The organism is Sphingosinicella sp. YJ22, from assembly GCF_011320075.1.
Classification (GTDB): domain Bacteria; phylum Pseudomonadota; class Alphaproteobacteria; order Sphingomonadales; family Sphingomonadaceae; genus Allosphingosinicella.
This window is the reverse complement of sequence record NZ_JAANPA010000031.1, coordinates 1-23,986: the sequence shown is the minus strand read 5'-3', so window position 1 is coordinate 23,986 and position 23,986 is coordinate 1. Positions and strand designations below refer to the sequence as shown.

Annotated in this window: 26 protein-coding genes, 1 tRNA gene and 2 pseudogenes; 10 read left to right on the top strand and 19 right to left on the bottom strand. The window is 67.4% G+C overall.

Annotated elements, in window-relative coordinates:
* Positions 1 to 89 precede the first annotated feature (89 nt).
* The 6 genes from G7B71_RS11495 to G7B71_RS11470 form a co-directional block, all read right to left on the bottom strand.
* Positions 90 to 2,390: an EAL domain-containing protein gene (locus G7B71_RS11495; RefSeq protein ID WP_166040996.1), complete on the bottom strand. Its 2,301-nt coding sequence runs from the start codon at positions 2,388 to 2,390 to the stop codon at positions 90 to 92.
* A 203-nt stretch (positions 2,391 to 2,593) separates the two neighbouring features.
* The gene (locus G7B71_RS11490; protein WP_166040995.1) at positions 2,594 to 2,923 is read right to left on the bottom strand and encodes a beta/gamma crystallin-related protein; all 330 of its coding nucleotides are present in this window, start codon (positions 2,921 to 2,923) and stop codon (positions 2,594 to 2,596) included.
* A 150-nt stretch (positions 2,924 to 3,073) separates the two neighbouring features.
* Positions 3,074 to 3,682 carry a DUF1190 domain-containing protein gene (locus tag G7B71_RS11485; protein WP_166040993.1) on the bottom strand — a complete coding sequence of 203 codons (609 nt, stop codon included), beginning with the start codon at positions 3,680 to 3,682 and terminating at the stop codon, positions 3,074 to 3,076.
* 13 nt (positions 3,683 to 3,695) lie between these two features.
* Positions 3,696 to 4,112, bottom strand: coding sequence for a DUF350 domain-containing protein (locus G7B71_RS11480; RefSeq protein WP_166040991.1), 417 nt, complete (start codon positions 4,110 to 4,112; stop codon positions 3,696 to 3,698).
* Between the two features lie 20 nt (positions 4,113 to 4,132).
* On the bottom strand, positions 4,133 to 4,741 hold the full coding sequence (locus G7B71_RS11475) for a DUF2491 family protein (protein ID WP_166040989.1): 609 nt from the start codon (positions 4,739 to 4,741) through the stop codon (positions 4,133 to 4,135).
* Entirely contained in the window at positions 4,741 to 5,700 is a 960-nt protein-coding gene (locus G7B71_RS11470; RefSeq protein WP_166040987.1) for a potassium channel family protein, read from the bottom strand. Before G7B71_RS11470 ends, G7B71_RS11475 begins: the two co-directional genes overlap by 1 nt.
* Before the next feature lie 137 nt (positions 5,701 to 5,837).
* Between G7B71_RS11470 and G7B71_RS11465 the strand changes: the two genes are divergently transcribed.
* On the top strand, positions 5,838 to 7,001 hold the full coding sequence (locus G7B71_RS11465) for a glutathionylspermidine synthase family protein (protein WP_166040985.1): 1,164 nt from the start codon (positions 5,838 to 5,840) through the stop codon (positions 6,999 to 7,001).
* Here G7B71_RS11465 and G7B71_RS11460 read toward each other — a convergent pair.
* On the bottom strand, positions 6,998 to 7,309 hold the full coding sequence (locus tag G7B71_RS11460) for a hypothetical protein (protein ID WP_166040982.1): 312 nt from the start codon (positions 7,307 to 7,309) through the stop codon (positions 6,998 to 7,000). The two genes, G7B71_RS11465 and G7B71_RS11460, sit on opposite strands and share 4 nt — an antisense overlap.
* A 225-nt stretch (positions 7,310 to 7,534) precedes the next feature.
* Here G7B71_RS11460 and G7B71_RS11455 point away from each other — a divergent pair, with 225 nt between their 5' ends.
* Genes G7B71_RS11455 through G7B71_RS11445 form a run of 3 tightly spaced genes read left to right on the top strand, consistent with a single transcriptional unit; the run spans position 7,535 to position 10,642 of the window.
* The gene (locus G7B71_RS11455; RefSeq protein ID WP_207774780.1) at positions 7,535 to 8,275 is read left to right on the top strand and encodes a Crp/Fnr family transcriptional regulator; all 741 of its coding nucleotides are present in this window, start codon (positions 7,535 to 7,537) and stop codon (positions 8,273 to 8,275) included.
* A gap of 31 nt (positions 8,276 to 8,306) precedes the next feature.
* Positions 8,307 to 10,277, top strand: a complete 1,971-nt coding sequence (locus tag G7B71_RS11450; RefSeq protein WP_166040981.1) for a PAS domain-containing protein — start codon at positions 8,307 to 8,309, stop codon at positions 10,275 to 10,277.
* 8 nt (positions 10,278 to 10,285) lie between these two features.
* A complete protein-coding gene (locus tag G7B71_RS11445; protein WP_166040979.1) occupies positions 10,286 to 10,642 on the top strand; it encodes a response regulator in 357 nt (118 codons plus the stop codon).
* An 83-nt stretch (positions 10,643 to 10,725) separates the two neighbouring features.
* Here G7B71_RS11445 and rplA read toward each other — a convergent pair whose 3' ends face one another.
* From rplA to G7B71_RS11430, 3 genes are all read right to left on the bottom strand, one after another.
* Positions 10,726 to 11,424 (bottom strand): 50S ribosomal protein L1, encoded by a 699-nt coding sequence (gene rplA / locus G7B71_RS11440; protein ID WP_166040977.1) that lies wholly within the window; start codon positions 11,422 to 11,424, stop codon positions 10,726 to 10,728.
* A gap of 5 nt (positions 11,425 to 11,429) precedes the next feature.
* Entirely contained in the window at positions 11,430 to 11,858 is a 429-nt protein-coding gene (gene rplK / locus G7B71_RS11435) for a 50S ribosomal protein L11 (protein ID WP_166040975.1), read from the bottom strand.
* A 183-nt stretch (positions 11,859 to 12,041) separates the two neighbouring features.
* The gene (locus tag G7B71_RS11430) at positions 12,042 to 13,061 is read right to left on the bottom strand and encodes a hypothetical protein (protein ID WP_243406220.1); all 1,020 of its coding nucleotides are present in this window, start codon (positions 13,059 to 13,061) and stop codon (positions 12,042 to 12,044) included.
* A gap of 791 nt (positions 13,062 to 13,852) precedes the next feature.
* Between G7B71_RS11430 and G7B71_RS11420 the strand changes: the two genes are divergently transcribed.
* Positions 13,853 to 14,767, top strand: a complete 915-nt coding sequence (locus tag G7B71_RS11420; protein WP_166040969.1) for a hypothetical protein — start codon at positions 13,853 to 13,855, stop codon at positions 14,765 to 14,767.
* 213 nt (positions 14,768 to 14,980) lie between these two features.
* Here the strand turns inward: G7B71_RS11420 and G7B71_RS11415 are convergent, their stop codons facing one another.
* Positions 14,981 to 15,376: a UrcA family protein gene (locus G7B71_RS11415; protein ID WP_166040967.1), complete on the bottom strand. Its 396-nt coding sequence runs from the start codon at positions 15,374 to 15,376 to the stop codon at positions 14,981 to 14,983.
* 212 nt (positions 15,377 to 15,588) lie between these two features.
* Here G7B71_RS11415 and G7B71_RS11410 point away from each other — a divergent pair, with 212 nt between their 5' ends.
* The gene (locus tag G7B71_RS11410; protein WP_166040965.1) at positions 15,589 to 16,044 is read left to right on the top strand and encodes a hypothetical protein; all 456 of its coding nucleotides are present in this window, start codon (positions 15,589 to 15,591) and stop codon (positions 16,042 to 16,044) included.
* 37 nt (positions 16,045 to 16,081) lie between these two features.
* Here the strand turns inward: G7B71_RS11410 and nusG are convergent, their stop codons facing one another.
* From nusG to G7B71_RS11390, 4 genes are all read right to left on the bottom strand, one after another.
* Positions 16,082 to 16,618 carry a transcription termination/antitermination protein NusG gene (gene nusG / locus G7B71_RS11405; protein WP_166040963.1) on the bottom strand — a complete coding sequence of 179 codons (537 nt, stop codon included), beginning with the start codon at positions 16,616 to 16,618 and terminating at the stop codon, positions 16,082 to 16,084.
* A 20-nt stretch (positions 16,619 to 16,638) separates the two neighbouring features.
* Entirely contained in the window at positions 16,639 to 16,836 is a 198-nt protein-coding gene (gene secE / locus G7B71_RS11400; protein ID WP_166040961.1) for a preprotein translocase subunit SecE, read from the bottom strand.
* Between the two features lie 251 nt (positions 16,837 to 17,087).
* Positions 17,088 to 17,163, bottom strand: a tRNA-Trp gene (locus tag G7B71_RS11395).
* Between the two features lie 48 nt (positions 17,164 to 17,211).
* Positions 17,212 to 18,984: a fatty acyl-AMP ligase gene (locus tag G7B71_RS11390; RefSeq protein WP_166040959.1), complete on the bottom strand. Its 1,773-nt coding sequence runs from the start codon at positions 18,982 to 18,984 to the stop codon at positions 17,212 to 17,214.
* 100 nt (positions 18,985 to 19,084) lie between these two features.
* On the opposite strand from G7B71_RS11390, the gene G7B71_RS11385 reads away from it, so the two are divergent.
* The 4 genes and pseudogenes from G7B71_RS11385 to G7B71_RS15840 form a co-directional block, all read left to right on the top strand.
* The gene (locus G7B71_RS11385; protein ID WP_166040957.1) at positions 19,085 to 19,624 is read left to right on the top strand and encodes a RecX family transcriptional regulator; all 540 of its coding nucleotides are present in this window, start codon (positions 19,085 to 19,087) and stop codon (positions 19,622 to 19,624) included.
* 68 nt (positions 19,625 to 19,692) lie between these two features.
* Positions 19,693 to 20,286: a cold shock domain-containing protein gene (locus G7B71_RS15790; RefSeq protein WP_279338404.1), complete on the top strand. Its 594-nt coding sequence runs from the start codon at positions 19,693 to 19,695 to the stop codon at positions 20,284 to 20,286.
* A gap of 41 nt (positions 20,287 to 20,327) precedes the next feature.
* On the top strand, positions 20,328 to 20,708 hold the full coding sequence (locus tag G7B71_RS11375) for an NADH:ubiquinone oxidoreductase subunit NDUFA12 (RefSeq protein WP_166040955.1): 381 nt from the start codon (positions 20,328 to 20,330) through the stop codon (positions 20,706 to 20,708).
* A 17-nt stretch (positions 20,709 to 20,725) separates the two neighbouring features.
* Positions 20,726 to 21,112: pseudogene (locus G7B71_RS15840) on the top strand (DUF2155 domain-containing protein); the annotation flags it as partial.
* 35 nt (positions 21,113 to 21,147) lie between these two features.
* Here the strand turns inward: G7B71_RS15840 and aat are convergent.
* The 4 genes and pseudogenes from aat to G7B71_RS11350 all read right to left on the bottom strand — a co-directional run.
* Positions 21,148 to 21,876 carry a leucyl/phenylalanyl-tRNA--protein transferase gene (gene aat / locus G7B71_RS11365; RefSeq protein WP_166040953.1) on the bottom strand — a complete coding sequence of 243 codons (729 nt, stop codon included), beginning with the start codon at positions 21,874 to 21,876 and terminating at the stop codon, positions 21,148 to 21,150.
* Positions 21,877 to 21,956: 80 nt separating this feature from the next.
* On the bottom strand, positions 21,957 to 22,292 hold the full coding sequence (gene arsC, locus G7B71_RS11360) for an arsenate reductase (glutaredoxin) (RefSeq protein WP_166040951.1): 336 nt from the start codon (positions 22,290 to 22,292) through the stop codon (positions 21,957 to 21,959).
* An 11-nt stretch (positions 22,293 to 22,303) separates the two neighbouring features.
* The gene (accC, locus tag G7B71_RS11355) at positions 22,304 to 23,653 is read right to left on the bottom strand and encodes an acetyl-CoA carboxylase biotin carboxylase subunit (protein ID WP_166040949.1); all 1,350 of its coding nucleotides are present in this window, start codon (positions 23,651 to 23,653) and stop codon (positions 22,304 to 22,306) included.
* A 1-nt stretch (position 23,654) separates the two neighbouring features.
* Positions 23,655 to 23,906: pseudogene (locus G7B71_RS11350) on the bottom strand (acetyl-CoA carboxylase biotin carboxyl carrier protein subunit); the annotation flags it as partial.
* Positions 23,907 to 23,986: the final 80 nt, after the last annotated feature.

Sequence of the window (23,986 nt, the reverse complement as noted above, 5' to 3'; positions counted from 1 at the left end):
GCACAGTATGAGCACGGTCTCCTGTTTCGAGACAGCGCGTCGCAAAAGAGCGAAATTCTGCTTGTTAGGATTGCCGCAAGGGCGGCAGGTCAGGCGGCTTGCCGGCCAGCCTTTACGTTGAGACGACTGAGGAAGGCCTCGAACGCAACCGGGCGGCCGGTGTGGTAGCCCTGCACGAAATCGCACCGCATGTGCCGGAGATGATCGAGGATCTCCTGGCTTTCGACGCCTTCGGCGACAACCTTGCGGCCGAGCGAATGGGCGAGCTGGATGGTCGAGTTGACCATGATGCGGTCGCTTTGCGAGGTGTGCAGCATGGTGACGAAGCTGCGGTCGATCTTGATCTCCGACGCCGGAATCCGACGCAGATATTCCAGCGTCGAGAAGCCGGTGCCGTAATCGTCGATCGACAGCTCGATGCCGATGTCGTTGAGGCGGCGCAGGTTGGCGATCGCCCGCGCCTCGCTGCCCATGGTCGAGGTCTCGGTCACTTCGAGGGTGAGCAGGTTGGGCCGCAGCTTGTGCTTGCGCAGCAGCCCCTCGACGAGCGGCACGAGGCTGTCATTGCCGAGCAGCACCGCCGAGAGGTTGACCGCGATGCTCAACGGGCGTCCGCGTGCGTTGATGCTGGCCACGTCGCCGATGGCGGTGTCGAGCACGAATTCGGTCAGCCGCTCGATCCGGCCGCCTTGCTCGGCGGCACCGATAAATTGGTCGGGATAGACCTGGCCCTTTTCCGGATGAGTCCAGCGCACCAGCGCCTCGGCGCCCAGGATTTCGCCGGTCCGGCAATCGAGCTTGGGCTGGTAGGCGACCCACAGCTCGCCATTGTCGATGGCATGGTCGAGGCGGGCGAGGAGCGACATGCTCCATTCGGCGTCCTCGAGGCTGGCCGGATTGAAGCTCGCCCAGCGCCTGCCGTCGCGCGCCGCCTCGTCGGCCGCGACCAGCGAGCTCGACACGCGCTGGAGGATGGTCCGGTTCTCGTCGGCGTCCAGGCCGAAGGTGACCGCGAGGTCGATAATCCGCGTGGCGATGACAATCGGGCTGCGGAAGAGGGCGTGGAGGCCCTCGATCTGCTGGATGACGCTTTCCTCGCCGGCGTGGTGGGATAGCCAGACGAACACGCCTTCGTCGGCCTGGTAGATGACCGAGCTTCCGGTGCCGAATTTCAGCCGCGCGACGATCTGTTCGACCAGGTCCTTCTCGTGCTGGGGCGGCAGCGTCGTCGCGATGTGGGCGTAATTCTTCACCCGGGCGGTGACGACGATCGCATCGGATTCGTCGGTCGTGTTCCTCAGCGCCTGGAGGTTCGGCATCCCGGTGACGATGTTGATCGTGCCGCGGGTCTGATAGGAGCGCCGCAGGCTGCGGATCAACCGGGCCGTCGCGGCGACGCAGACTGCGGCGAGCGCTGCGGTCACCTCGATATGGATGTGCCGGGTCTCGAGCAGGAGCGGCCCGACGAGGAACGCGACCGCGGCAAAGGCGAGCGCGCCCAGGGCGACGGAGCGCCTTCGCGAGCCCAGGATGAGGCAGGCGAGGATCATCGCCAGGACGAGCGGCGGGAACCAGCCGGCGTTGGTCGGCGCCCCCTCGATCAGGGTCTCGGCGGCCAGGATGTGGATCATGGCCGCGGGCACATGGCCGCTGCCCGGCGCGACGAAATGATCCGCGCCGATATCGGTCCGTGCTATGACGACCGACTTGCCCGCGAGCAGGGTCGCACGCGCGCGGTTGCCGAGGAGGTCGCCTGCGCTCACCACGGGGATGGTGCGCACGTTGAGCGCGTGGTCGATCGGGAAATGCCTCGACGACCGGTCGTCGCGCCCGGCCAGGAACGCCGCGAGCGAAGGCAAATATCGCTCTCCCACGACGGCGCCATTGAGGTGGGCCCAGATGCGCCCGTCCCATTCCTCGTAGAGGTTGGTGTTGACCAGCCGCGCATGGCGCGTGAAGCGCGCGGGCGGCTCGATCGCGCGCCGCTCCGACAGCCGGTCGATCGAGAAGCGCGCCGGCAATGTGACCGGCGTCCGGAAGGCGGCGAGCGACGCCTCGAGGCGCGTGGCGTCGAGCGACGGCCCTTGCCCGGGAAGCGCGGCGTCGAGATGGACGCTGTCGGGGTTGGCGGCCCGGACGCGATCGAGCAGCTCCGCGATTCGGCTGCCGCTCCACGGCGCCGAGCCGAATTCGGCAAGGCTTCTGTCGTCGATGGCGACGAGCACGACCTGCCCGCTTACCGCATGGTCGCGCAGCTTGTTGCGCGCGAGTTTCATTGCGTTTTCAAGCGGCTCGGCGACGATGAACTGACCGAAGACAAGCCCGATCAGCAGCGCCGCGAGCAGCGCTTTCAGCGGGAATGATCCGGATCGGATGCGGGTCAAAGTCAACGGCCGGGCTCAATTCGGTTGATCGCCCGGAAACGCTATCGCCAAAACGTTAATTATCTTGCAGCAAGCATGGCCCAATCGAGCTCGTTACGGTGAGCGTCGGATCGGCCCATTCATTAACTCCTTCCGATTTCCTCCATTTCGGACTCGCGCCCATATCCTCTTCCGGAAAATCGCCCGGGGCCGGGGGCTCCGACGCGAGGTCAGCCGCGCTCGCCGATCGGTGCGGCGGGGCGGACGCTGCGGACCTGGCGAACCATGCCGCGGACGTCGGCGTCGCCGCTCGAGAAACGGGCGCAGCGGCCTTGGTAATTGGCCTGCTCGCACAGCTCCCAGGCGCCGCCGGCGACGCGGATCGAGCGGAGCTGCACAGTGCGGCCGAGATCGGGCTGGGCGCCCGTGACGACGATCGGAGTCCCGGCATAGCTGCGCTGCTCGTAGATGCTGACCTGGGCGGGCGCGTCCTGCGCAAGAGCGGCGCCGGCGGGCACGGCCAGGGTGGCAACGGCGGCAACCAGTGAAACGAACCTCATCGCGATCTCCATTCGGGCCAAGCGGCGCAGGCGACCCTAGCGCCGCCGCCACGAACCAAGTCTGAACGGAGTGGCAAGCTCCGTCTGAGACCCAGATGGGGACTCCGCCGCCCTTTCGAAAGGGGCGAAAGGCCGAACGGAGTCAGGCGCTTAGCTGCCTCGGCTGCCGCCCCAGCTGCTCGCTCCGCCGGAGCGTCCCCCAAAGCCGCCGCGCGAGGCGACGTCGCTTCGGCTGTAGGTTCGCGGCGCGCCGACCGGCCGGTCGAAGCCCGAGCGGCTGAATCCGTAGCCGCCCCCGCTGCGCCGGGTCAGTGGCCCGTAGCCGGCGCCGCCATGGTACCAGGTGCCGCCCGCGCTTCGGTAGAGCGGCGCGTAACGGCGGCGTCTGCGGTCAATGTCGACGTCGCCGATGACGTTGCCGATCACGAAGCCGGCGAGAAGCGGGACCCAGAAGCTGTTGCCGCCGCTGGTGCGCTGCTCGCACTGGTTGGCGCCGAACTCCTGCTCGCACACGTCGCGGCTGTCGAAGCGCGGCGCGCTGTCGCTGTCGTCGATGCGCGCCTGGGAATAGGCGTTCTCGCATTCGGCGCGGGTCTCGCCGGCGGCGACGCATTCGGAGACGCTGGCATAGACCTGCCCCTCGGCGTCGGCGTCGGACCAGTCGGAGCTGCCGCAGCCGCTCACCGCGACCGCGCCGGCCGCGGTAAGGGTGGTCAGAACCACCCGCCGCGAGCGCTTGGATTTGCGAAACTCGGTCATTTGGCCTCGCTCCTCACTCGGTCATGCTGGCGGCGTTGAGCAGGCCGACCGCGATGGAGATGGAAGCGAGATAGATCGCGACCGAGAATTCGCCGCGCTCGATGCGGGCGGCGAGGTCCTTCACCACCAGCGTACGGACGATGATGAAGGTGATGATCTGGATGATTCCGGCGAGCACCGCCCAAGCGACGAACTCGGCGAGGCTGTGCGCCTGGCTGAGCGACATCGACACAGGGATGGCGAAGCCGATCAGCGCGCCGCCCAGAGTCACCGCGGCGCACTGATTGCCGTCGCGGATGAGCTTCAGCTCATTGTAGGGCGTCGCCAGCTGGTAGAGATATTTGAACGCGATGAGGACCAGCCCCGCCGAGCCGAAGGCGAGCAGGAAGGCGAGCGCGCCTTGCTGGAAAGCCTGGATGTCGAAATTCATGCGTGTTCCCCTTTATCCTGTCACGCGTTGAACTGCGCCGGCGTCAGCGGGACGCCGATCATGATTTCCTGCGAGCTATATCCCAGCGTTCCACCCTGAATGTCGAGCGCGAGCAGAAGCTCGGCGCCGTCGGGCGGAAGCGGCCGGCTGTAGAGCATGCAGACCTGGCTGACCTGGCGCACCGGCCGGCCGCCATGGTCCTCGAAGACGTCCTCGATCAGCCTGAGCGGCGGCTGGTCGAGATCGTTGCCCTCGAACCAGAAGCGGCGATAGGCGGGCATCCCGGTGTCCTGCCACCAGGCGCGGCGCATCCGGTCGATGAACGCCTCGCTCTGCCGGCCGTCCAGCGGTTGAGTGCTCGACCACGGCTGGAACAGTGTGAAGTCATAGGCGTCGCGACCGTCCGGGCTGCGCGACAGCGCCTGAAGCATGATCTCTTCGTCAGTGTAGAAGCGGTGGACCGAGGTGCCGTCGTCGAGGCGGATCAGGCCCTGCGCGGTGATCGGCAGCTCGTAACGGTCCAGCGCGAAATAGGTCTCCTCGCCGTAGCGCTGCCAGGCGCGCGGATCGAGCGACACGGTGCGGCCGATGGTCATGCCTTCGACGCCGGGGAGGGAATAGCCGGCCATCAGGCTGCGGCGCCGATCGTCTCGGGCCGAAGTCGTTGTCCGGCCACGTAGAAGAAGCGGTCGCCCGGTGTCACCTCGCCGGCGTAGCGAAACGCGCCCCGGCCGCCGGACCGATATGCGACCAGCACGGCATCGCGGTCGAGCAAGCGTGCGGACAGGTCGCGGAAGGGCAGGCCGGCGGCACGCCAGTCCATGCTGAACAGGGTCATGCCCTCATCGGTCGCGCTGACCAGGTCGGCGAGCAGGTGGCTCGCGCCCGGATCCTTCACCGCCTTCACGACCAGCTCGACCGCCGGCGCCAGCACCGCGTCGACATTGGGGCAATGCGAGGTGAGCAGCCGAGCCACCGCCTCGTCCCCGAAATAGGCGACGATGTGACCACGCTCGTTGAGGTCGGCGATGGCGAGGCCGGCGGCGAGCGTGTCGTTGTCGCTTCCGGCGAAGATGATCACCCGGTCGGCGTCCGCCACCCCGGCGCGCTCGAGGTCGGAGCGCGAGGTCAGGCTCGCCGCCCGCACGTAGCGCACCCGGATGTCGGCATTCTCGAACGCATCGGTGGTGAGCAGGATCAGCTCCTGTCCCGGCTCGGCATCGGCGCACAATTCCTCGATCATCCGCGGCGTGCGGGCCGGGTCGTGGCCGACCAGGACGATGGCGTGCGTCATCTCGCTATAATCGCCCATGCCCGTCCGCGCGCGTCGCAGCCGGTCCGAACCGCTGGCGATCGCCTTGGTGATGATGCCGGTGAAGATGGCGATGGCGCCGGGGTAGACGATGAAGGCGTTGATCAGGCGGCCCGCGTCGGTCTTGGGCGAGAGGTCGCCATAGCCGATCGTCGAGGCGGTCGTCGCATACCAGTAGACGAAGGTCGGCAGCCGCTGGAGCTCGCGCTCCTCGCCGACGAAGTACATCATCAGCCAGACCAGCACCATGTGGCCGACGAGCAAGGCGAGCAGCACCGGCCACCGCAGATCGGTGATCGCGTGGTAGACCCGGAGCAGCCATTGCTTGAGATGAATTGCGCATGCCCCCCTTCACGCTTCCCCGGCCGAAATGCTGCGGCTAAGCCTGAGGCGAGTCAAGCAGGGGAGGGCGGATGCGCCGCATCGCGATCGGCGAACGGCCGGACTGGCGTGAGATTGCACAGGCCGAGGGGTTCACCTTCCACTATCTCGACGGCGAGCAATATTGGGACGAGAGGGCCTGCTACGCCTTCACCCTGAACGAGATCGAGCGGGGCATCGAGGAGCCGACCGAGGAGCTCCACCAGATGTGCCTCGCGCTCGTCGACGATGTGGTGCGCAGCGAGGAGCTGATGGAGCGCATCGCGATCCCGGCCGAGCAGCGCAACTTCATCGCCGAGACCTGGCGGTGGAAGTCGCCCTCGCTCTACGGCCGCTTCGATTTCGCCTATGACGGCAGCGGGTCGGCCAAGCTGCTGGAATATAACGCCGACACGCCGACCAGCATCTACGAGACCGGCTATTATCAATGGTCGTGGCTCGAAGCGCGGATCCGCGACGGCGCGCTGCCCAGCGACGCCGACCAGTTCAACTCGCTCCACGAAAAGCTGATCGACCGCCTCGCCGCGATCTTCCAGCGCGGCAGCTTCGTCCACTTCGCCAGCATCGAGGACCATGTCGAGGACCGGCAGACCGTCCGCTACCTCGAGGACCTCGCCTCCCAGGCGGGGCTCCAGCCCAAATTCGTCGCGATCGACAAGCTCGGCGTCGACGGCAATGGCCGCTTCGTCGACGACGACCGGGCGATCGTCACCGCGATCTTCAAGCTCTACCCCTGGGAGGACATGTTCCGCGAGCCCTATGCGGACGCCCTGATGCGCAGCGGCGCCCTGTTCATCGAGCCGCCGTGGAAGGCGATCCTGTCCAACAAGGCGATGTTGCCGCTACTTTGGGAACGCCACCCCGGCCACCCCAATCTGCTGCCGGCCTGGTTCGACGGCGACCCCCGCGCCGCGGGGCTTGGCGACCGCTACGTCCGCAAGCCTTTCTTCTCGCGCGAGGGCTGGGACATCGAGCTGGTCGACGGCGCCGATCGGCAGGAGGGGCCCAAAGGTGGCTATGGCGAGGAAGGCCATATCCGCCAGGGCCTCGCCACCCTATCGCGCCTCGACGGCCATTATGCGGTGATCGGCAGCTGGATCGTCGGCGAAGAAGCGGCCGGCCTGTCGGTGCGCGAGGACCGGAGCCGCATCACCCGCAACGTGTCGCGCTTTCTCCCCCATTATATCGAGGGCTAGCGCAGCAGCAGCGACAGCGCGTCATTGCGGCCGATATTGGCCTGGGCGAGCATCGCGGCGAGGGCGTCTTTCATGATCGCCGCGGCGGTCAGCGCAGGTTCGGCGCTGTCCGCGGCCGGCGCATGCTCCGCGGCGGCGTCGTCCACCACATTCCAGCCGGCCGGGACGGCCTGTTGCTGGCGGATGCTGTTGAACAGGGTGCCGGCCGGATAGCTCGACCCGGACCCCACCTCCGGCTCGAGACGCGTTGCGGTGGGCGCGGGGCTGGGGCCCCAGATGGGCGAAAACTCGATCGGACCGATCGCCATGGGCGGGCCTCCCGGGATGCAATCTCCCGCGCCTATGTCGGCAAAAAGCTTAACCGTCAGAACAACGGCTCGGTTTGCGGGGAATTAAGCATCGAACAAGCCGGTGGTCGTCGATTTGCCGGGCGCGGGGCTGCCTTGGGAGCGGCACTGCGCTATACTTCTAACCCATGTAAGAGGTGAGTTGCGGCGCGCACGGTAACGTCCAGGCATTGAAGGACCTTTCCGGTGGTGGCCCCTCTGGCGATACGGTTGCAGAATTATGCGCGGCTTTCCAGCGAAGACCGTGCCGCCCTTGAATCCGCCAGCCGCGCCTCCGTTCACGAAGCGCCGCCGCGCCGGGACATCGTCCGCGAAGGGGACGATCCCAAGGTCGTGCGCCTGATCCTGAGCGGCTGGGCGTGTCGCTACAAGGGACTGCCGGACGGCCGCCGCCAGATCGTCGGTTTCTTCATTCCCGGCGACTTCTGCGATCTGAACGTCTACATCCTCAAGGAAATGGACCACACGATCGGCGCGATCACGCGCGTCCAATATGCGGCGATCACTCCCGAGGAGATGGACCGCCTGACGGAGAAGCGCCCGCGCATTACGCAGGCCCTGTGGTGGCACGAGCTGGTCGACTCCGCCGTCCAGCGCGAATGGCTGCTCAACATCGGCCAGCGCAGCGCATATGAACGGATCGCCCACCTGCTCGTCGAGCTCTATCTGCGCTTGCGCTCGGTCGGCCTTGCCAAGAACAGCTGCTGCGATTTCCCGATTACCCAGAACGACCTTGCCGAGGCGACCGGGCTCACGCCCGTTCACGTCAACCGGACGCTGCAGGAGCTGCGCCGCGACGGCCTTATCGAGCTGTCCCACAAGCGCCTCACCTTTCCCAACCTCGACAAGCTGATGAGCGCGGCGATGTTCAATCCGAACTATCTCCACCTGAGTCACGAGGGCGCCCACCTGGACGCGAATGAGTGATCAGCCTCCCTGGCCGCAGGGAGGGGGAGAGATGGGAGCGCGAATCCGCGCCCACGATTGGGCGGCGACTCCGCTGGGACCGATCGAGGGATGGCCGCCGGAGCTGAGGCTGGCGACGTCGCTGGTGCTGGAAAGCGGCTTTCCGGCCGTCCTCGTCTGGGGTCCGGAGCTCGTCACCCTTTACAATGACGCGTTCCGGCCGATTCTCGGGGCAAAGCCGGAGGCGCTCGGCCGCTCCTTCGCCGACATCTGGAGCGAGGTCTGGGAAGAGGTCAGCCCCATCGTCGAGCGCGCCTTCGCCGGCAAATCGACGTTCAACAAGGATTATCCCGTCGTCGTCGAACGCTCGGGCGGGACCGAGCAGGCCTATTTCAGCTTTTCCTACAGCCCGGTCCGCGCGGCCGACGGGTCGGTCGCCGGGATGATCGGCATGGTCGTCGAGACGACCGAGCGCCTGATCACCGAATCCAGGATCGGAGTCAGCGAGGAGCGGCAGGCCTTCCTGCTCAAGCTCAGCGACGCGCTGAGGCCGCTGAGCGACCCATTGGAGATCAAGGCGACCGCCTGCCGGGTGGTCGGCGAGCATCTCAACGCCGACAGGAGCTACTATGTCGAGTTCGATGCCGCCCGAGAGGTCTTCGTCGTCGAGCAGGACTATCACCGGGCCGGCGACACGCCGCTGGCCGGCGTGTATCCGTTCGCGGACTACGGTCAGCCGCTCGAGATCTTCAATGCGGGCAATCCGCTCCTCGTCGAGGACGTGGCGACCTTGCCTGTCATGCAGGGCGAGATCAGCGCTCATTACGAGTGCCTCGGGATAAAGTCCTTCGTAAGCGTGCCGCTCCACAAGGAAGGCGGCCTCGTGGCGGCGGTCGCGGCAACGAGCGCCCGGCCGCGCCTGTGGACTCCCGCCGAGGCGAGTCTGCTCGTGGCGGTCGCCGAGCGCATTTGGGAAGCGGTCGAACGCGCTCGCGCCGAGGAAGCGCTGGAGGCGAGCGAGCGGCGCATGCGCAGCCTCGCCACGGGCATTCCCCAACTCGTCTTCCGCTCCCTGGGCGACGGCTGCCGGATCTGGGGCAGTCCGCAGTGGATCGAGTTCACCGGCCTGTCCTTTGAGGAGAGCCTCGGCCACGGCTGGCTTGACGCGGTCCATCCCGACGAGCGCGCGGAGACGCTCGCCGCCTGGGACGGCGTCGAGGAACGCGGCGAATATCATGTCGAGCACCGCATTCTTCGCGCGGCGAGCGCGGAATATCGCTGGCACCAGACCCGCGCGTCGCCGCTGCGCGACGATGACGGGCGGATTGTCGAATGGCTGGGGACCTCGACCGACGTCGAGGAGCTGCGCGCGCTGCAGCGCCGCCAGGAGCTGCTCGTCGCCGAGCTCCAGCATCGGGTGCGCAACCTGTTGGCGATGATCCGGTCGATCGGCCGGCGGACCGCCGCGAGCGCGGGCAGCGTCGACGACTATGCCCAGCATCTCGAAGGGCGGATCAGCGCGCTGGCGCGGACCCAGGCGCTGCTCACCCGCGAGATCGGCCGCGGCGTCGATCTCCAGAATCTCGTCCTTGACGAGCTGGAGGCGCAGGCGGCGCCGCCCGGACGCTATCTGGTAAGGGGCGACGACGTGTCGCTGCCCCCCAAGGCCGCGGAAGTGCTGACGCTCGCCGTCCACGAGCTTGCCACCAACGCGGTCAAATATGGCGCGCTCGCGCAGGGCGACGGGCGCATCGAGATCGGCTGGTCGCTCGACAAGGGCGATGGCGAGGGACCGCCCTGGTTGTGTTTCACCTGGACCGAGTTCGGCGTGACGATGGACAGCGGGCCTCGCCGCGAGGGGTTCGGCACCGAGCTCGTCACCGGCCGCGTGCCCTACGAGCTCAAGGGGGAGGGACGGCTGGACTTCCGCAACACCGGCGTGGCGGCGACGATCCGCTTCCCGCTCGTCGCCGGCGCGAGCGTCCTCCAGACCGACGCGCACGCCGGGCCAAGCGGTCCATGACCGCGGCGATGCCCCTTGACGGCCTCTGCGTGCTGGTCGTCGAGGACGATTTCTACCTCGCCTCGGACGCGAAAGCGGCGCTGGAAAGCGCCGGAGCGCGGGTGCTCGGCCCGTGCCGCGACGCCGACGAAGCCGCGGGCCTGGCCGCCGCCGAGCGGATCGATTGCGCGGTTGTCGACGTCAATCTCGGTGACGGGCCGAACTTCGGCTTTGCGCGGGCCCTGCGGCAACGGAACGTGCCGTTCGTGTTTGTGACCGGCTACGACCAGGCGCTGATCCCGGCCGAGCTGGAGCCGGCGCAGCGGCTGGAGAAGCCGATCCGCGACCGCGACCTCGTCGCCGCGGTGGCGCGGGCCTGCCGCTAGCCGGGACGGTCTTACGCCGCCATATGAAAAGGGCCGAGGCATTGCTGCCCCGGCCCCTCTCAATTTCGTCCTGAAGCTCAGGCTCAGACGGCCGCGACTTCCGCAACGTCGAGCTTGAGGCCCGGGCCCATGGTCGAGCTCAGCGCCGCCTTCTTGACGTATTTGCCTTTGGCGCCGGTGGGCTTGGCCTTGACGATGGCGTCGACGAAGGCGTCGAAGTTCTTCCTGAGGTCGGCGTTCGAGAAGCTCGCCTTGCCGATGCCGGAGTGGATGATTCCGGCCTTTTCGACGCGGAACTCGACCTGGCCGCCCTTCGCGGCCTTGACCGCCTCGGCGACGTTCGGGGTGACGGTGCCGAGCTTCGGGTTCGGCATCAGGCCCTTGGGGCCCAGAACCTTACCGAGGCGGCCGACGATGCCCATCATGTCGGGCGTCGCGATGACGCGGTCGAAATCGATCTGACCGTTCTGGATCTGCTCCATCAAATCCTCGGCGCCGACGACCTCGGCCCCCGCCTCGCGGGCCTCGTCGGCCTTGCCGGCGCGGGCGAAGACGGCGACGCGGACGTCCTTGCCGGTGCCCGCGGGCAGCGACACGACTCCGCGGACCATCTGGTCGGCGTGGCGCGGATCGACGCCCAGGTTGAGCGCGATCTCGATCGTCTCGTCGAACTTCTTCGACACGTTGGCCTTCAACGTCTCGATCGCCTCGTCGATCGCGTAGAAGCGCTCGGTATCGACCTTGTCGGCGAGCGCCTTCTGCTTCTTGGTCAGCTTAGCCATTGCGCTTACCCCACCACCTGGAGGCCCATGGCGCGAGCCGAGCCTTCGATAATCTTCGCCGCGGACTGAACGTCGTTCGCGTTCAAATCCTTCATCTTCGCCGTCGCGATCTCCTCGAGCTGGGCCCGGGTGACCTTGCCCGCGGTCACCTTGCCCGGCTCCTTGGAGCCCGAGTTAATCTTGGCGGCCTTCTTGAGATAGTAGGAGGCCGGCGGGGTCTTGGTCTCGAACGAGAAGGACCGGTCGGCATAGACGGTGATGACGGTGGGCAGCGGAGTGCCCTTGTCCTCGCCGGAGGTCTGGGCGTTGAACGCCTTGCAGAACTCCATGATGTTGACTCCGCGCTGACCCAGCGCGGGGCCGATCGGCGGCGCAGGCTTGGCGTCGCCCGCCGGCACCTGCAGCTTGATATAGCCGGTAATTTTCTTGGCCATGTGTCTCACTCTGTAATGGGCCTGGCGCCCCCGCGAGGGAGCGTTTCGGCCCGTTCAAGTTTAGCGGTTCAGACGGCGCGCCGAAGCGTGCCTCCCGCAGGTTTTCCATTGCTGGTGCTTTGGAAGGGGGCGCACATAGCGCCGGGTGTTGGATTTGGCAAGGCGGACGGCGCTCATCCCAAGCTACGTAACCAGGTCTTGCACCGAAAATGGCCGATCCGGCTGAATTCGATTCAGGCCTTCGTTCAGCCGCAACCACTCCATCCCCCCGTCTCCCTCGGAGGTCCACTTCACGTCGAGATAGAGCCGGTGGCGCGACCTTATTTTGATCAGATTCAGGTCCGCGTGCAGCCGCCCATCAGTGCCATCGTCCTTCACCTCGATAAGGCCGATGTGGTCCTCGGTCCGTCGCCCGTGAATGCCCACCACGAAGTCGGGAAAGAACTGCCTGCCATTAGGCAGAATGATGCGCGTTGCCCAGGTCATGTTCTCGACATTGCGCAGCCACCACAGCACCGTGCCGCTCTCGTCTCCGTCGAGCAGTTCAGCTACCTTGCGCTCGGGCCCGTTCATGCGGGAGGGGAACACGCCGTAGGCCGATCTCCGGGCCGTCGGCAGATCGCTCAGGTCCGGGAAAGCCAGCGGCAGCGGCTCGTCGTTCGTCGTGGTCACCCGTCGACCCTGCGCTTCCTTGACCGCATCCTTAAGGGCATCCGGACTCAACATTGCCTCAAGATCGATGGCCCGACGCAAGTCACGATCGATTGCCTCTATGCCGTTCGCAGTCGCCACGCGGCGAAGCTCTCGGACCAACGCCGCCTTAAGCTTACGAGGATCGATGGAGTCGTTAAACTGGAACGCATGCTGAGCCTGTTCGGCAACGCGCGCGTCGGAAAGCCGCACATTCACGCCTTCCTCGCCTCTGGTTTCCAAGAACAGGTCGCGTAACGAAACGGTCGCCCGTCGCAGTGTCTGGTTGATCCGCACCAATATCTGGCGGTCCGCGCAGAAGCTGCGCGCTACGTCGTCTAGGAATGCATCCGAATCCAGCTCGTGGGGTAATAGCGGTCGCTCCCGCCAGAGGGCTTCCGGTAGTCCCAGCGCCCTGTTGAGTGGATAGCCGCGATAGGCCCTCGGCTGGGCTGGAGCTTGGTGCACCGGCAGGCCTTCGAATAGCGAGCCGCCCAGCAGTTGTTCGCCCACGGCTACCGGGCATCGCTTCATCGGCTAGTAATTCCAGCCTTGCTCGCTGCTCATCGTTGATAGAAATCAGCAGCACGCCGTCATTCGACAATAAGTCACGGGCCAGCGTCAAGCGACGATATAGAAACTCCAACCAAGTTGAGTGACGCCACCGGTTATTCTTGTCGATATAATGATCGTTATAGACCCAGTCCTTATTGCCGGTGTTGTAAGGCGGATCTATATAGACGCATTTGATGCGTTTCGCGTGCGTCATCCTCAGCCAGCGAAGCGCGTCGAAATTATCACCCTCGATGAGCATGTTGGGCCAAGGTGCTGCCTTGTCCGAGAGCATCGGGTCGATCACGCAAGCGACGAAATTGGCGTCAGTCGCGCGGTCCGCCTCGATCTCGTCGCGTTCCCATACAAGTCCGAGCTTCTTCTGGCCGTCCCGCTTCCGCAGCAGGGCAATCAAGTTCTCTTTGCTCAGACCCTCGTATTGATCGCTCACGCGTGAACCGTCCCTTTTGAACCGAAGTGCTCTCCTAGCAATCCAGTCGCAGGCCGCCACCCCCGCGGATACCAGAAAATCATCCTGAAGGCGGGAGGAGCCGTCACGAGAGTAAATCCCGTGACGTCAGTCCTGTCGCCCGGCTCAAGGCCGGGCGCAGGCTGGCCGGCCCCTTCGACAGGCTCAGGACAGGCTTGCGTGCCTTCGGCACCGGCGCGCTACTCCGGCGGCGGCTTTGCCGCCGGCGTCGCTACGCGCCTCGCTCCTTGCAAAATAGGATTTCGCCTGCGCTAAGATCGGCATGGCACGCCCCTTCAATCGCCGCCAGGCGCGCGAGAATGCCGCATTCCTCCGCCTGCTGGCCGAGACCGGGAATGTCATGCTCGCCGCTCGCGAATGTGGGCTGCGCACCCAGACGCTCTATGCGCGGCGGACGACTCATGCCGCATTCGCCGCCGAGTGGGATGCGGCGCTGACCGCTGCCCAGGCGGCGATGCGGGCGGATCCGGCTCGGGCGGCCCGGGCGGGGAAGGGGCGGTGGCCGGACAGTCCCAATGCGCCGGCCCGGTTCAAGACCGGCGGCGGGGAGCCGGCGGTGACTCGGCTCAAGGACGGGCGGCTTCAGCTTCGGCGGGCGAAGGCGGGCGGGATCGGCTTTCGCGGCGAGCAGGCGTTCCTCCGCGCGCTGGCGACGTGCGGCAACATCTCGATGGCGGCCCAGGCGGTCGGGGTGGCGGCGACCAACATCTATGCGCGGCGGGGGCGCAATCCCGTGTTCAAGGCGGAGATGGACAAGGCGCTGGAGGTCGCCACCGAGCGGCTGGAGGCGGCGCTGATGGAGCGCGCGCTCGCGTCCCAGTGCTCCGACGGGGCCGACGACCTGTGGCTCGAGGAGGCGCTCGGGCCGCTGCCGGCGATGACGTTCGAGCAGGCGATCATGCTCCTGGAGCTTCACGGCCGGCGCCAGGCGCTGGGCGACGAGTTCGGCCGCTACGCCACGCGCAAGCGGCGCGGGCCGCTGAGCAGCGCCGAGATCCAGACGGAGCGGCGCATCTGGTTCACCCTCGAAAAGGAGCGGCGCGCGCTGGACCTGGTCCGGCGCGAGCGGGCGGCGCTTCGGGCCGACGAATATGAGGCGACGGGCAACTGGTTCCTGCCGGGGGAGGAGGTGCCGGACGCGCTTCGGGTGAGGGGGAAGGGGAGGAAGCGTGGGTGAGGGGTTCGGGTGGCCGTCACGGAAGTGAATTCCGTGACGTCAGTCCTGTCGCCTTTCAGGCGCAGGCTGGCCGGCCCTTCGACAAGCTCAGGACAGGCCCTGCGCGCTCTCTCCGCGCTGCTCGGCGATCGCTGCGCGATTGCCTCCCTGCGCTCGGGCATTCGGGCGCTCCGGCAGGGTCGGCAGCTGACCCTGACGGTTTCGGCGAGCCGCTCACCGCGCGGCGCGGACCACCAGCGACGCGGCGGCGAGGCGGTTGGGATTGCCATGGCCGGCGATCGCCGCGGCGACCTGGTCGCGGGCGCCCGCGATGGCGCCGTCGCGGCAGGTGAGGCCGGCCTGGCGCAACTCCAGCGGCTGCGGGTTGGGATCGACGCAGATCCGGGTCGCCGCGCGATGGACCCGCCGGTGCAGCGAGTCGATTCCGGCCGCGCTTGCCAGGTTGAGATCGGAATAGCGCACGACGGTGCTGACCAGCTCCGCGTCGTCGCGAAGCGGCGCCTGCTCGATCTCGCCGGTGACGACGGTCTCCGGCACCGGCTGGGCCGCGGCGGCGGTGCCCCACAATGCGGCCAGGCACGCGGCCGCGGACATCATCTTGCTTCTCATGTGAACCTCCAAAGGTGGACGGGAAAGCGTCACTCGCCCCGCGCGGCTCGCGGGACAGGGGGAGGTTACGGCGCGCGCGGAGTCGGGCGGAGGCGATTTCGGCGAAGCGGAGCGCGGTTTCGACCAGGCGCGCCCGGCCTCGCGGCGAGAAGGGGTTTCGCTTTTTTAAGCCGCTCGGGCTAGCAAGGCGGGAGAGGAGAGAGCAGCCCGCCGTGAAGCCGACCGAGCCCTTGCCGTTGCACCACAGCTGGCCGCTGTTCGAGCGCGAGCGGCGGTTCGCGCTCGGCCATGCCTTCGCCTGGCCGGACTCGGCGGCGATGCTGTCGGTCGGGCCGCTGCCGCGCGAGCTTGCGGCGCAGGGCGTCGGCCTGTGGTCGTGCAACCTTGCCGACAACAAGCTGACCTGGTCGGCGGGGGTGTACGACATCTTCGGCCTGCCGCGCGGCGCGCGGGTGCGCCGCGACGAGGCGGTCGCGCTCTACGCCGAGGAGTCGCGCGCGGCGATGGAGAGCCTGCGCGCCTACGCGATCAAGCACCGCCGCGGCTTCACCTTGGACGCCGAGCTGCGCCCGGCCCAGGGCGGCGCGCGCTGGATGCGGCTGGTCGCGGTGCCGGTGTGCGACGGCCGCCGGGTGGTCGGCCTGCACGGGGTCAAGAAGCTGATCTGAGCCGCCCGGAGGGGGGCGGCCGGCCGGGCGCGCCGGCTTACTTCATCCGTTCGACCTGCTCGAACTCGAGCTCGACCGGGGTGGCGCGGCCGAAGATCGACACGCTGACCTTGACCCGGCTGCGGTCGAAATCGAGCTCCTCGACGACTCCGTTGAAGCTCGCGAACGGGCCCTCGAGCACCTTGATCTGGTCGCCGATCTCATAGTCGACGTTGATCCTGGTCTTCGGCGCGGCGGCGGCTTCCTCCTTGGTGTTGAGGATTCGGTTGGCCTCGGCGTCGCTGATCGGCTGCGGCTTGCCGCTGGCGCCGAGGAAGCCGGTCACCTTCGGCGTGTTCTTGATGAGGTGGTAGACGTCGTCGGTCATGCTGAGCTTGGCCAGCACATAGCCGGGGAAGAACTTGCGGTCGGAGGTGACCTTCTTGCCGCGGCGGACCTCGGTGATCTTCTCGGTCGGGACCTCGACCGCCTCGACGAGCGGAGTCAGCCCGAGCCGGGTCGCCTCGGCCTGGATCGCGTCGCGGACCTTGTTCTCGAAGCCCGAATAAGCGTGGATGATGTACCAGCGGGACATGGGGGGCTCTTGTGCTCCGATTAGCTGATGAGGGCGATGAGATTGCGCACGATCGCGCTGAACGCCGAATCGACCCCGAAGAAGAACAGGCCGAGGATCGTGGTCATGATCACCACCAGGACCGCGGTCATCATCACTTCCTTGCGCGTCGGCCACACCACCTTCGCGGTCTCGGCCCGGACCTGCCGGAAGAATTCGCCTGGGGAGGTTTTCGCCACCTGTGCCTGTTCCTTGTGAAAATCTGCCGTCTTCGGACAGCCGCCCGGGACCGGTGGGCCGGTCAGCCAGGGGATTTCCGATGCACGGGAGATAGGCCGAATAACGGCGGGGTAAAGGGAAAGCAAGGTGGGTACTTTGCTTGAAGCGGGCGTCACGGGAGTAAATCCCGCGACGTCAGTCCTTGCTCGGCAAGACTGACCGGCGGTGCGCTCCGGCCTTGCAGACCGGCGCTACGCGCCTCGCTTCGGCTTGGCAGGAGTGGAGGGACTCGAACCCACGGCCCTCGGTTTTGGAGACCGATGCTCTACCAGCTGAGCTACACTCCTGTGCCGGACGGGCCAGATAGCGGGACTATCCGGCCTCCGCAAGGCGGACTAGGCAGCGATGTCGTAAGTCGGGATCTCGCCGCTGAGATAAAGATTGCGGGCTTTGGCGCGGGACAGCTTGCCCGAGCTGGTGCGCGGCAGCGAGCGGGGCGGGACCAGCTCGATCACGCAGTTGATGCCGGTGATCGCGCGGACCCGCTCGCGGATCAGCTCGCGGAGCTTGGCGCGCTCGTCGAGGTCCGAGGTGCGGCACTGGACGAGCACCGCGGGGGTTTCCTCGCCGCCCTGGGTGGTGACCGAGAAAGCGGCGATGTCGCCAGCCTTGAAGCCCGGCAGCTGCTCCACCGCCCATTCGATGTCCTGGGGCCAGTGGTTCTTGCCGTTGATGATGATCATGTCCTTGGCGCGGCCGACGATGTAGATGTAGCCGTCGCTGAGATAGCCCATGTCGCCGGTGTCGAGCCAGCCGTCCTCGGAGAGACAGGCCTGGGTCGCTTCCTCGTCGCGGAAATAGCCGGTCATGACCGACGAGCCGCGGCACCAGACCTTGCCGACCTCGCGCTCGGAGAGCGGGTTGCCGCTCTCGTCGCGAATCTCGATCTCCATGCCGAGCGCGGGCTTGCCGCAATTGACCACCGACCGATAGCGCTGCGGGCGGTCGCGCTCGCCGGTGGTGCCGCCGGCGAGCAGGGTCTCCTCGACCAGCTCGACGACGATTCCTTCGCCCGGGGGCATGATCGACACCGCGAGGGTGGCTTCGGCGAGTCCGTAGCTGGGTAGGAACGCCTTGGCGTTGAAGCCGGCCGGCGCGAAGGCGTCGACGAAGGCCTGCATCACGTCCGGGCGGATCATGTCGGCGCCGTTGCCGGCGACCCGCCAGCGCGAAAGGTCGAAGCGCTCGGCGACGTTGACCTGGCTCGACACGCGGCGCGCGCAGATGTCGTAGCCGAAGCTCGGCGAATAGCTCATCGTCGTGCCCTTGTGGCGGCTGATGAGGTCGAGCCAGGCGAGCGGACGGCGCGCGAAATCCTCGGTCTTCAGATAGTCGGCCGACATCTGGTTGGCGACCGGCGACAGGAGGCAGCCGACCAGGCCCATGTCATGGTAGAAAGGCAGCCAGGCGACGCCGCGGTCGCCGTCGCCCAGCTTCATTCCGTGGCTGTGGGCGGCGAGATTGCTCATCAGCGCGCGGTGGGTGATGATGACGCCGTGCGGGAAGCGGGTCGAGCCGCTCGAATATTGCAGATAGGCGATATCGTCGGGGCTGGCGGGCGGAAGATCGACCGCGGGCGCGTCCTCGGCGCCGAAGCTGGCCCAGTCGAGGCCGGGAACTCCGGCCGCCTCGGCGGCGGCGCCGGCGAGGTTGGCCAGCATCGGCGGATAGACCAGCATCAGCGGGTCCGCGCTCTTCAGCTGGACTCCGAGCTGATCGATATAGGATTGCGCGCCGCCGAACGAGGTCGGCAGCGGCAGCGGGATCGGCCAGGCGCCGGCATAGACGGTGCCGAAGAAGAGCGAGCAGAATTCAGGCGCGGTCTCGGCGATCAGGGCGATGCGGTCGCCCGGCTTGACGCCGCGCGCGATCAGGCGGTGCGCCCAGGCCAGGGCGTCGCTGCGCAGGTCGCTGAACGGATAGACCCGCTCGAGGCGCGCTCGGGCATCGTGGAAATTGAGGCCGCGCTGGCCGAGCGCCGCATAATCGAGGGCCTCGCCGAGCGTCGCAAAGTCCGCCAGGCGGCGGACCGTGCCATCGTCGGTGGGGGTCGGCTCGGCAGTGCCGGCGCCTGCACCATTCTCAATCACGTCTGGCTGAATCCTCATTGCTAAGCTTGCCTGGTCGCCGCGCCTCGGCAGCACAGGGCACCGAGCCTGCCCTAAGGCGGCGAGCGCGTTCATAATCCGGCTCCACTGTGGCACAATCATGGCCGTGCAACAGGAACGTCACAAACGCGCGGTGCCGCCGCTCGACGGCGAGGGGCTCGAACGGCTCGCCGTCAACTATGCGGGCCGCTACGCCGTTACGCGGGCGAAACTCAAGGCCTATCTGGCGCGCAAGCTGCGCGAGCGGGGCTGGGGCGGCGAGGGCGAGGCCCCAGTGGACGGCCTGGTCGAGCGCTGTGCCAGGCTCGGCTATGTCGACGACGCCGCCTTCGCGACGGCGCGGGCGGAGTCGCTGTCGCGGCGCGGCTACGGCGCTCGGCGGGTCGACACCGCGCTGAAGGTCGCCGGCGTCGACGAAGCCGACGGCGCCGCGGCGCGCGCCCATGCCGAGTCCGAAGCGTGGAATGCGGCGCTGCGCTTCGCCGAGCGGCGGCGGATCGGGCCCTATGCCGATGCCTGGCCGGAGCGTCCGGAACGGGAGAAAAAGCTGGCGGCGATGCTGCGCGCCGGCCACCCGCTCGGTGTCGCCCGCAAGATCGTCGCCGCCCGGCCCGGCGAATTCCCGGAAGCGGACGATTAATCGCCTGCGACAGTTCACAAAATGCAAAACCATGGTACTTCTACGGTGCCGTGGTTGATAGGCCGTTGATGATGTCGCGCAGCGAGAGTGGGGAAGGCGGGGCCGTCAGCGGCACCGGAGGCGGTCATCCCGCGGCGGCGGATGGCGACGCCCTGCAGCGGGTCACCGGCTCGGTCAAATGGTTCGACGCCACGCGCGGCTTCGGCTTCGTCGTCAGCGAGGAGGTCGAGGGCGACGTCCTCATCCATTTCACCGTGCTTCGCGAGCATGACCGGCGCAGCCTGCCCGAGGGCGCGATCGTCGAATGCCTGGTCGCCCATCAGGAGCGCGGGCTGCAGGCGCGCAAGGTGATCAGCATCGACCTCAGCCAGGCGCTGGTGCCGGAATTGAACCGCACCCAGGCGGAACAGAGTGAGCGGGTCAACCCCGCCGCCTTGCTCGACTCCGCCGGCGCGTTCGAGGCGGTCAAGGTCAAATGGTTCAATCGCCTGCGCGGCTACGGCTTCCTGGTCCGCGACGAGGGCGACGACGAGGACATCTTCGTGCACATGGAGACGGTGCGCCGCGGCGGCCTCACCGACCTGTTCCCCGACCAGCCGCTGCGGGCGCGCATCGCGACCGGCAAGAAGGGCCCGCTCGCGGTCGAGGTCGAAGCGCGCTGAAGGGATTGCGCCGGAGCCGCGAACGAGGCTAGGCGCGACCCATGGGTTTCCTCGGCAAGATCTTCACCTGGTGGAACGGCGCTACGATCGGCGCCGGCCTGCACATCCGCGGCTCGGGCCGCGAGGTGGGCCGCGATGCCGCCGGCAACATCTATTACCAGTCCAAGAAGGCCGACCGCCGCTACGTCATCTACAACGGCGAGAATGACGCGAGCCGAATCCCGCCCGAGTGGTATTCGTGGATGCACAAGCAGATCGACGACGTGCCGGACAAGGCGCTTCCGCCGGCGCCCAAATTCCTCAGGGACCCGACTCCGAACCTGACCGGGACTCCCCATGCCTACCGTCCGACCGGCGCGCTCGCCAGCGGCGGCCATCGCCAAGCGGCGAGCGGCGACTACCAGGCGTGGACTCCGGAATAGGCATCGGCCGCTTTCCCATGCGCCGCACTTTCCTCACCGCCGCCGCCCTTGCCGGCCTGACCGCGCTCGCCGCCTGCGGCGACGGTGCGGACAACCAGGCGACCAACGGCCAGGTCGAGTCGGAGCCGGTGCGCGCGTCGGCCGACACGCTGGCGCCGGGAACCACGCCGATGGCCGAGCGAGTCGCGGTGATCGGCCTGGTCAACAAGCGCAACGGCATCGCCCGCGACCTCACCCTGCGGCCGGGCCAGGCGGTGCGCGACAACGACATCATCATCCGCCTGCGCGCCTGCGAGACGACCGCGCCGCACGAGCCGCAACAGCTCACCGGGGCCTTCATCCAGGTCGACACGGCTGACCGCCAGGGCCAGTTTCGCAGGATCTTCTCGGGCTGGGTCTACAAGGAAAGCCCGTCGCTCAACGTCGTCGAGCACCCGGTCTACGACGTCTGGGTCAAGAGCTGCGCGATGACGCATCCCGGCGCGCCGGCCGCCCCGGAAGCGCCCGCCGCGTCCTCGAGCAACCGGTCGAGCTTGCCGAAGTCGGCCTCCTCGACGCCGCCGCGGCGGACCGAGGACACCGGCGGCGAGTCGAACGAGCCGGCGGCCTCCAACTCGGCGGTCAACATCTCCAGGTAGCGCTGCTGGGTGACCTCGATCGCCCCGAGGCTCTTGAGGTGATCGGTCATGAACTGGCAGTCGAGCAGGCGGTAGCCGCCGGCGATCAGCCGAGCAACCAGCCAGGCGAGCGCGACCTTGGAGGCGTCGGTGGCGCGGCTGAACATGCTCTCGCCGAAGAAAGCAGGGCCGAGGCGCACTCCGTAGAGGCCGCCGACCAGCTCCCCATCGAACCATGTCTCGATCGAATGCGCCTGCCCCAATGCGTGGAGCGTCGTGTAGCTCTGCTCGATGGCGGGGTTGATCCACGTCTCGTCGCGTTCGGCGCAGGCGCGGATGACCTCGGCGAAGGCGGTGTCGCGGGTGACGGTGAAGCGGTCCGAACGGATCGTCTTCTTGAGCGACCTCGACAGATGGAAACCGTCGAGCGGCAGGATGGCGCGGCGCCGCGGCTCGACCCAGTAGACGTCCTTGGCCTCGCGGCCATCGGACATTGGGAACACGCCGATCGCATAGGCGCGAAGCAACAGGTCGGGATCGATCGCCGCCATGGCGGGCAGGTTAGAACAAGTTCGGCCGATCTGGAATTACCTGGATCGTGTCGTCGCCGACTCCCGGCGAACGCTCTTGCCTAGAGGATGTCCTTGACCGTCTCCGACGGGCGGGCGAGGCGGACGCCTTTGTCGGTCTCGACGAGCGGGCGGTTGATGAGGATCGGGTCGCGCATCATCGCGTCGAGGATCTCGTCGTCGCTGGCGTCGGCGAGGCCGGCCGCGGCCTCCTCCTTGGCGCGAAGGCCCTCGCGCGGCGTGATTCCGGCGCGCTCGTAGAGGCGCTTCAGCTCGTCGCGGCTCGGCGGGGCCTTAAGATATTCGATCACGGTGACGTCGGCGCCGGCCTCCTCGATCATGGCGAGAGCGTTGCGCGACGTGCCGCAGCGCGGATTGTGGTAGATCGTCGCCTTCATGCCGCCGGTCCTCATTGCTGCTTCTGCAGCCACTCCTCGAGCCACTTGATCGTATAGTCGCCCGAAAGGAATTCGGGATCCTCGATCACCGCCTGGTGGAGCGGGATGGTGGTCCTGATGCCTTCGATGACGAACTCCTCCAGCGCGCGGCGGAGACGGCGCATCGCGCCGTCGCGGGTGGTGCCGTAGACGATCAGCTTGGCGACCATCGAGTCGTAATAAGGCGGCACTCGGTAGCCCGAATAGAGGCCGCTATCGACCCGGACGTTCATTCCGCCCGGCGCGTGGAAATTCTTCACCAGGCCGGGGGAGGGGGCGAAGGTCGCCGGGTCCTCGGCGTTGATTCGCACCTCGATGGCGTGGCCGCGAAACTGAACGTCATCCTGGCGGAGAGTCAGGCCCTTGCCCTCGGCGATCCGGATCTGCTCGCGGACGAGGTCGAGGCCGGTGATCATCTCGGTCACCGGATGCTCGACCTGGAGCCGGGTGTTCATCTCGATGAAGTAGAACTCGCCGTTCTCGTAGAGGAACTCGATCGTGCCGGCGCCGCGATAGCCCATCTCGGCCATCGCCTTGGCGACGATCCCGCCCATCTCGGCGCGCTGCTCGGCGCTGATGACCGGGGAGGGGGCTTCCTCGAGCACCTTCTGGTGGCGACGCTGGAGCGAGCAGTCGCGCTCGCCGAGATGGATGGCGTTGCCCTCGCCGTCCCCGAACACCTGGAACTCGATGTGGCGCGGGTCGCCGAGATATTTCTCCATGTAGACGGTGGCGTCGCCGAAGGCGGCCTTCGCCTCGCTGCCGGCCTGGGCCATCAGGGTCTTGAGCTGGTCCTCGCTCGCGCACACCTTCATGCCACGGCCGCCGCCGCCCGACGCGGCCTTGATGATCACCGGATAGCCGATGTCGCGGGCGAGACGCTTGGCTTCGGCGACGTCCTCGATCGCCCCGTCGGAGCCGGGCACGAGCGGCAGGCCGAGCGCGCCGGCGGTGCGCTTCGCCTCGACCTTGTCGCCCATCGTTCGGATATGCTCGGGCTTCGGGCCGATCCAGATGAGGTTGTGGGCCTCGACGATCTCGGCGAACTGCGCGTTCTCGGATAGGAAGCCGTAGCCGGGATGGATCGCGTCGGCATGGGCGATCTCGGCGGCCGAGATGATGTTGGGGATGTTGAGGTAGGAGTCGGTCGCGCTCGGCGGGCCGATGCACACCGCCTCGTCGGCGAGGCGGACGTGCATCGCGTCGGCGTCGGCGGTCGAATGGACCGCGACCGTGCGGATGCCCATCTCGTGGCAGGCGCGGTGGATTCGGAGCGCGATCTCGCCGCGATTGGCGATCAGGACTTTCTGGATATCCGGCATCTTACTCGATCACGACCAGCGGCTGGCCGAACTCGACGGGCTCGGCATTCTGGACGCAGATTCGGGTGACCGTGCCGGCGCGCGGCGCCTGGATCTGGTTCATCACTTTCATCGCCTCGATGATCAGAAGGGTCTGGCCCTCCGACACCGAGTCGCCGACGGCGACGAACGGCTTCGAGCCGGGTTCGGCCGAGAGATAAACGGTGCCGACCATCGGCGAGGGCACCGAGCCCGGATGCGGGCCGGAGTCGGCAGATCGGTGGACCACACGCCTGATCTCCAGCCACGTGAAACGATCCCGCTTGCGTTCTCCTTCTCCAGGGAGGGGGGGGG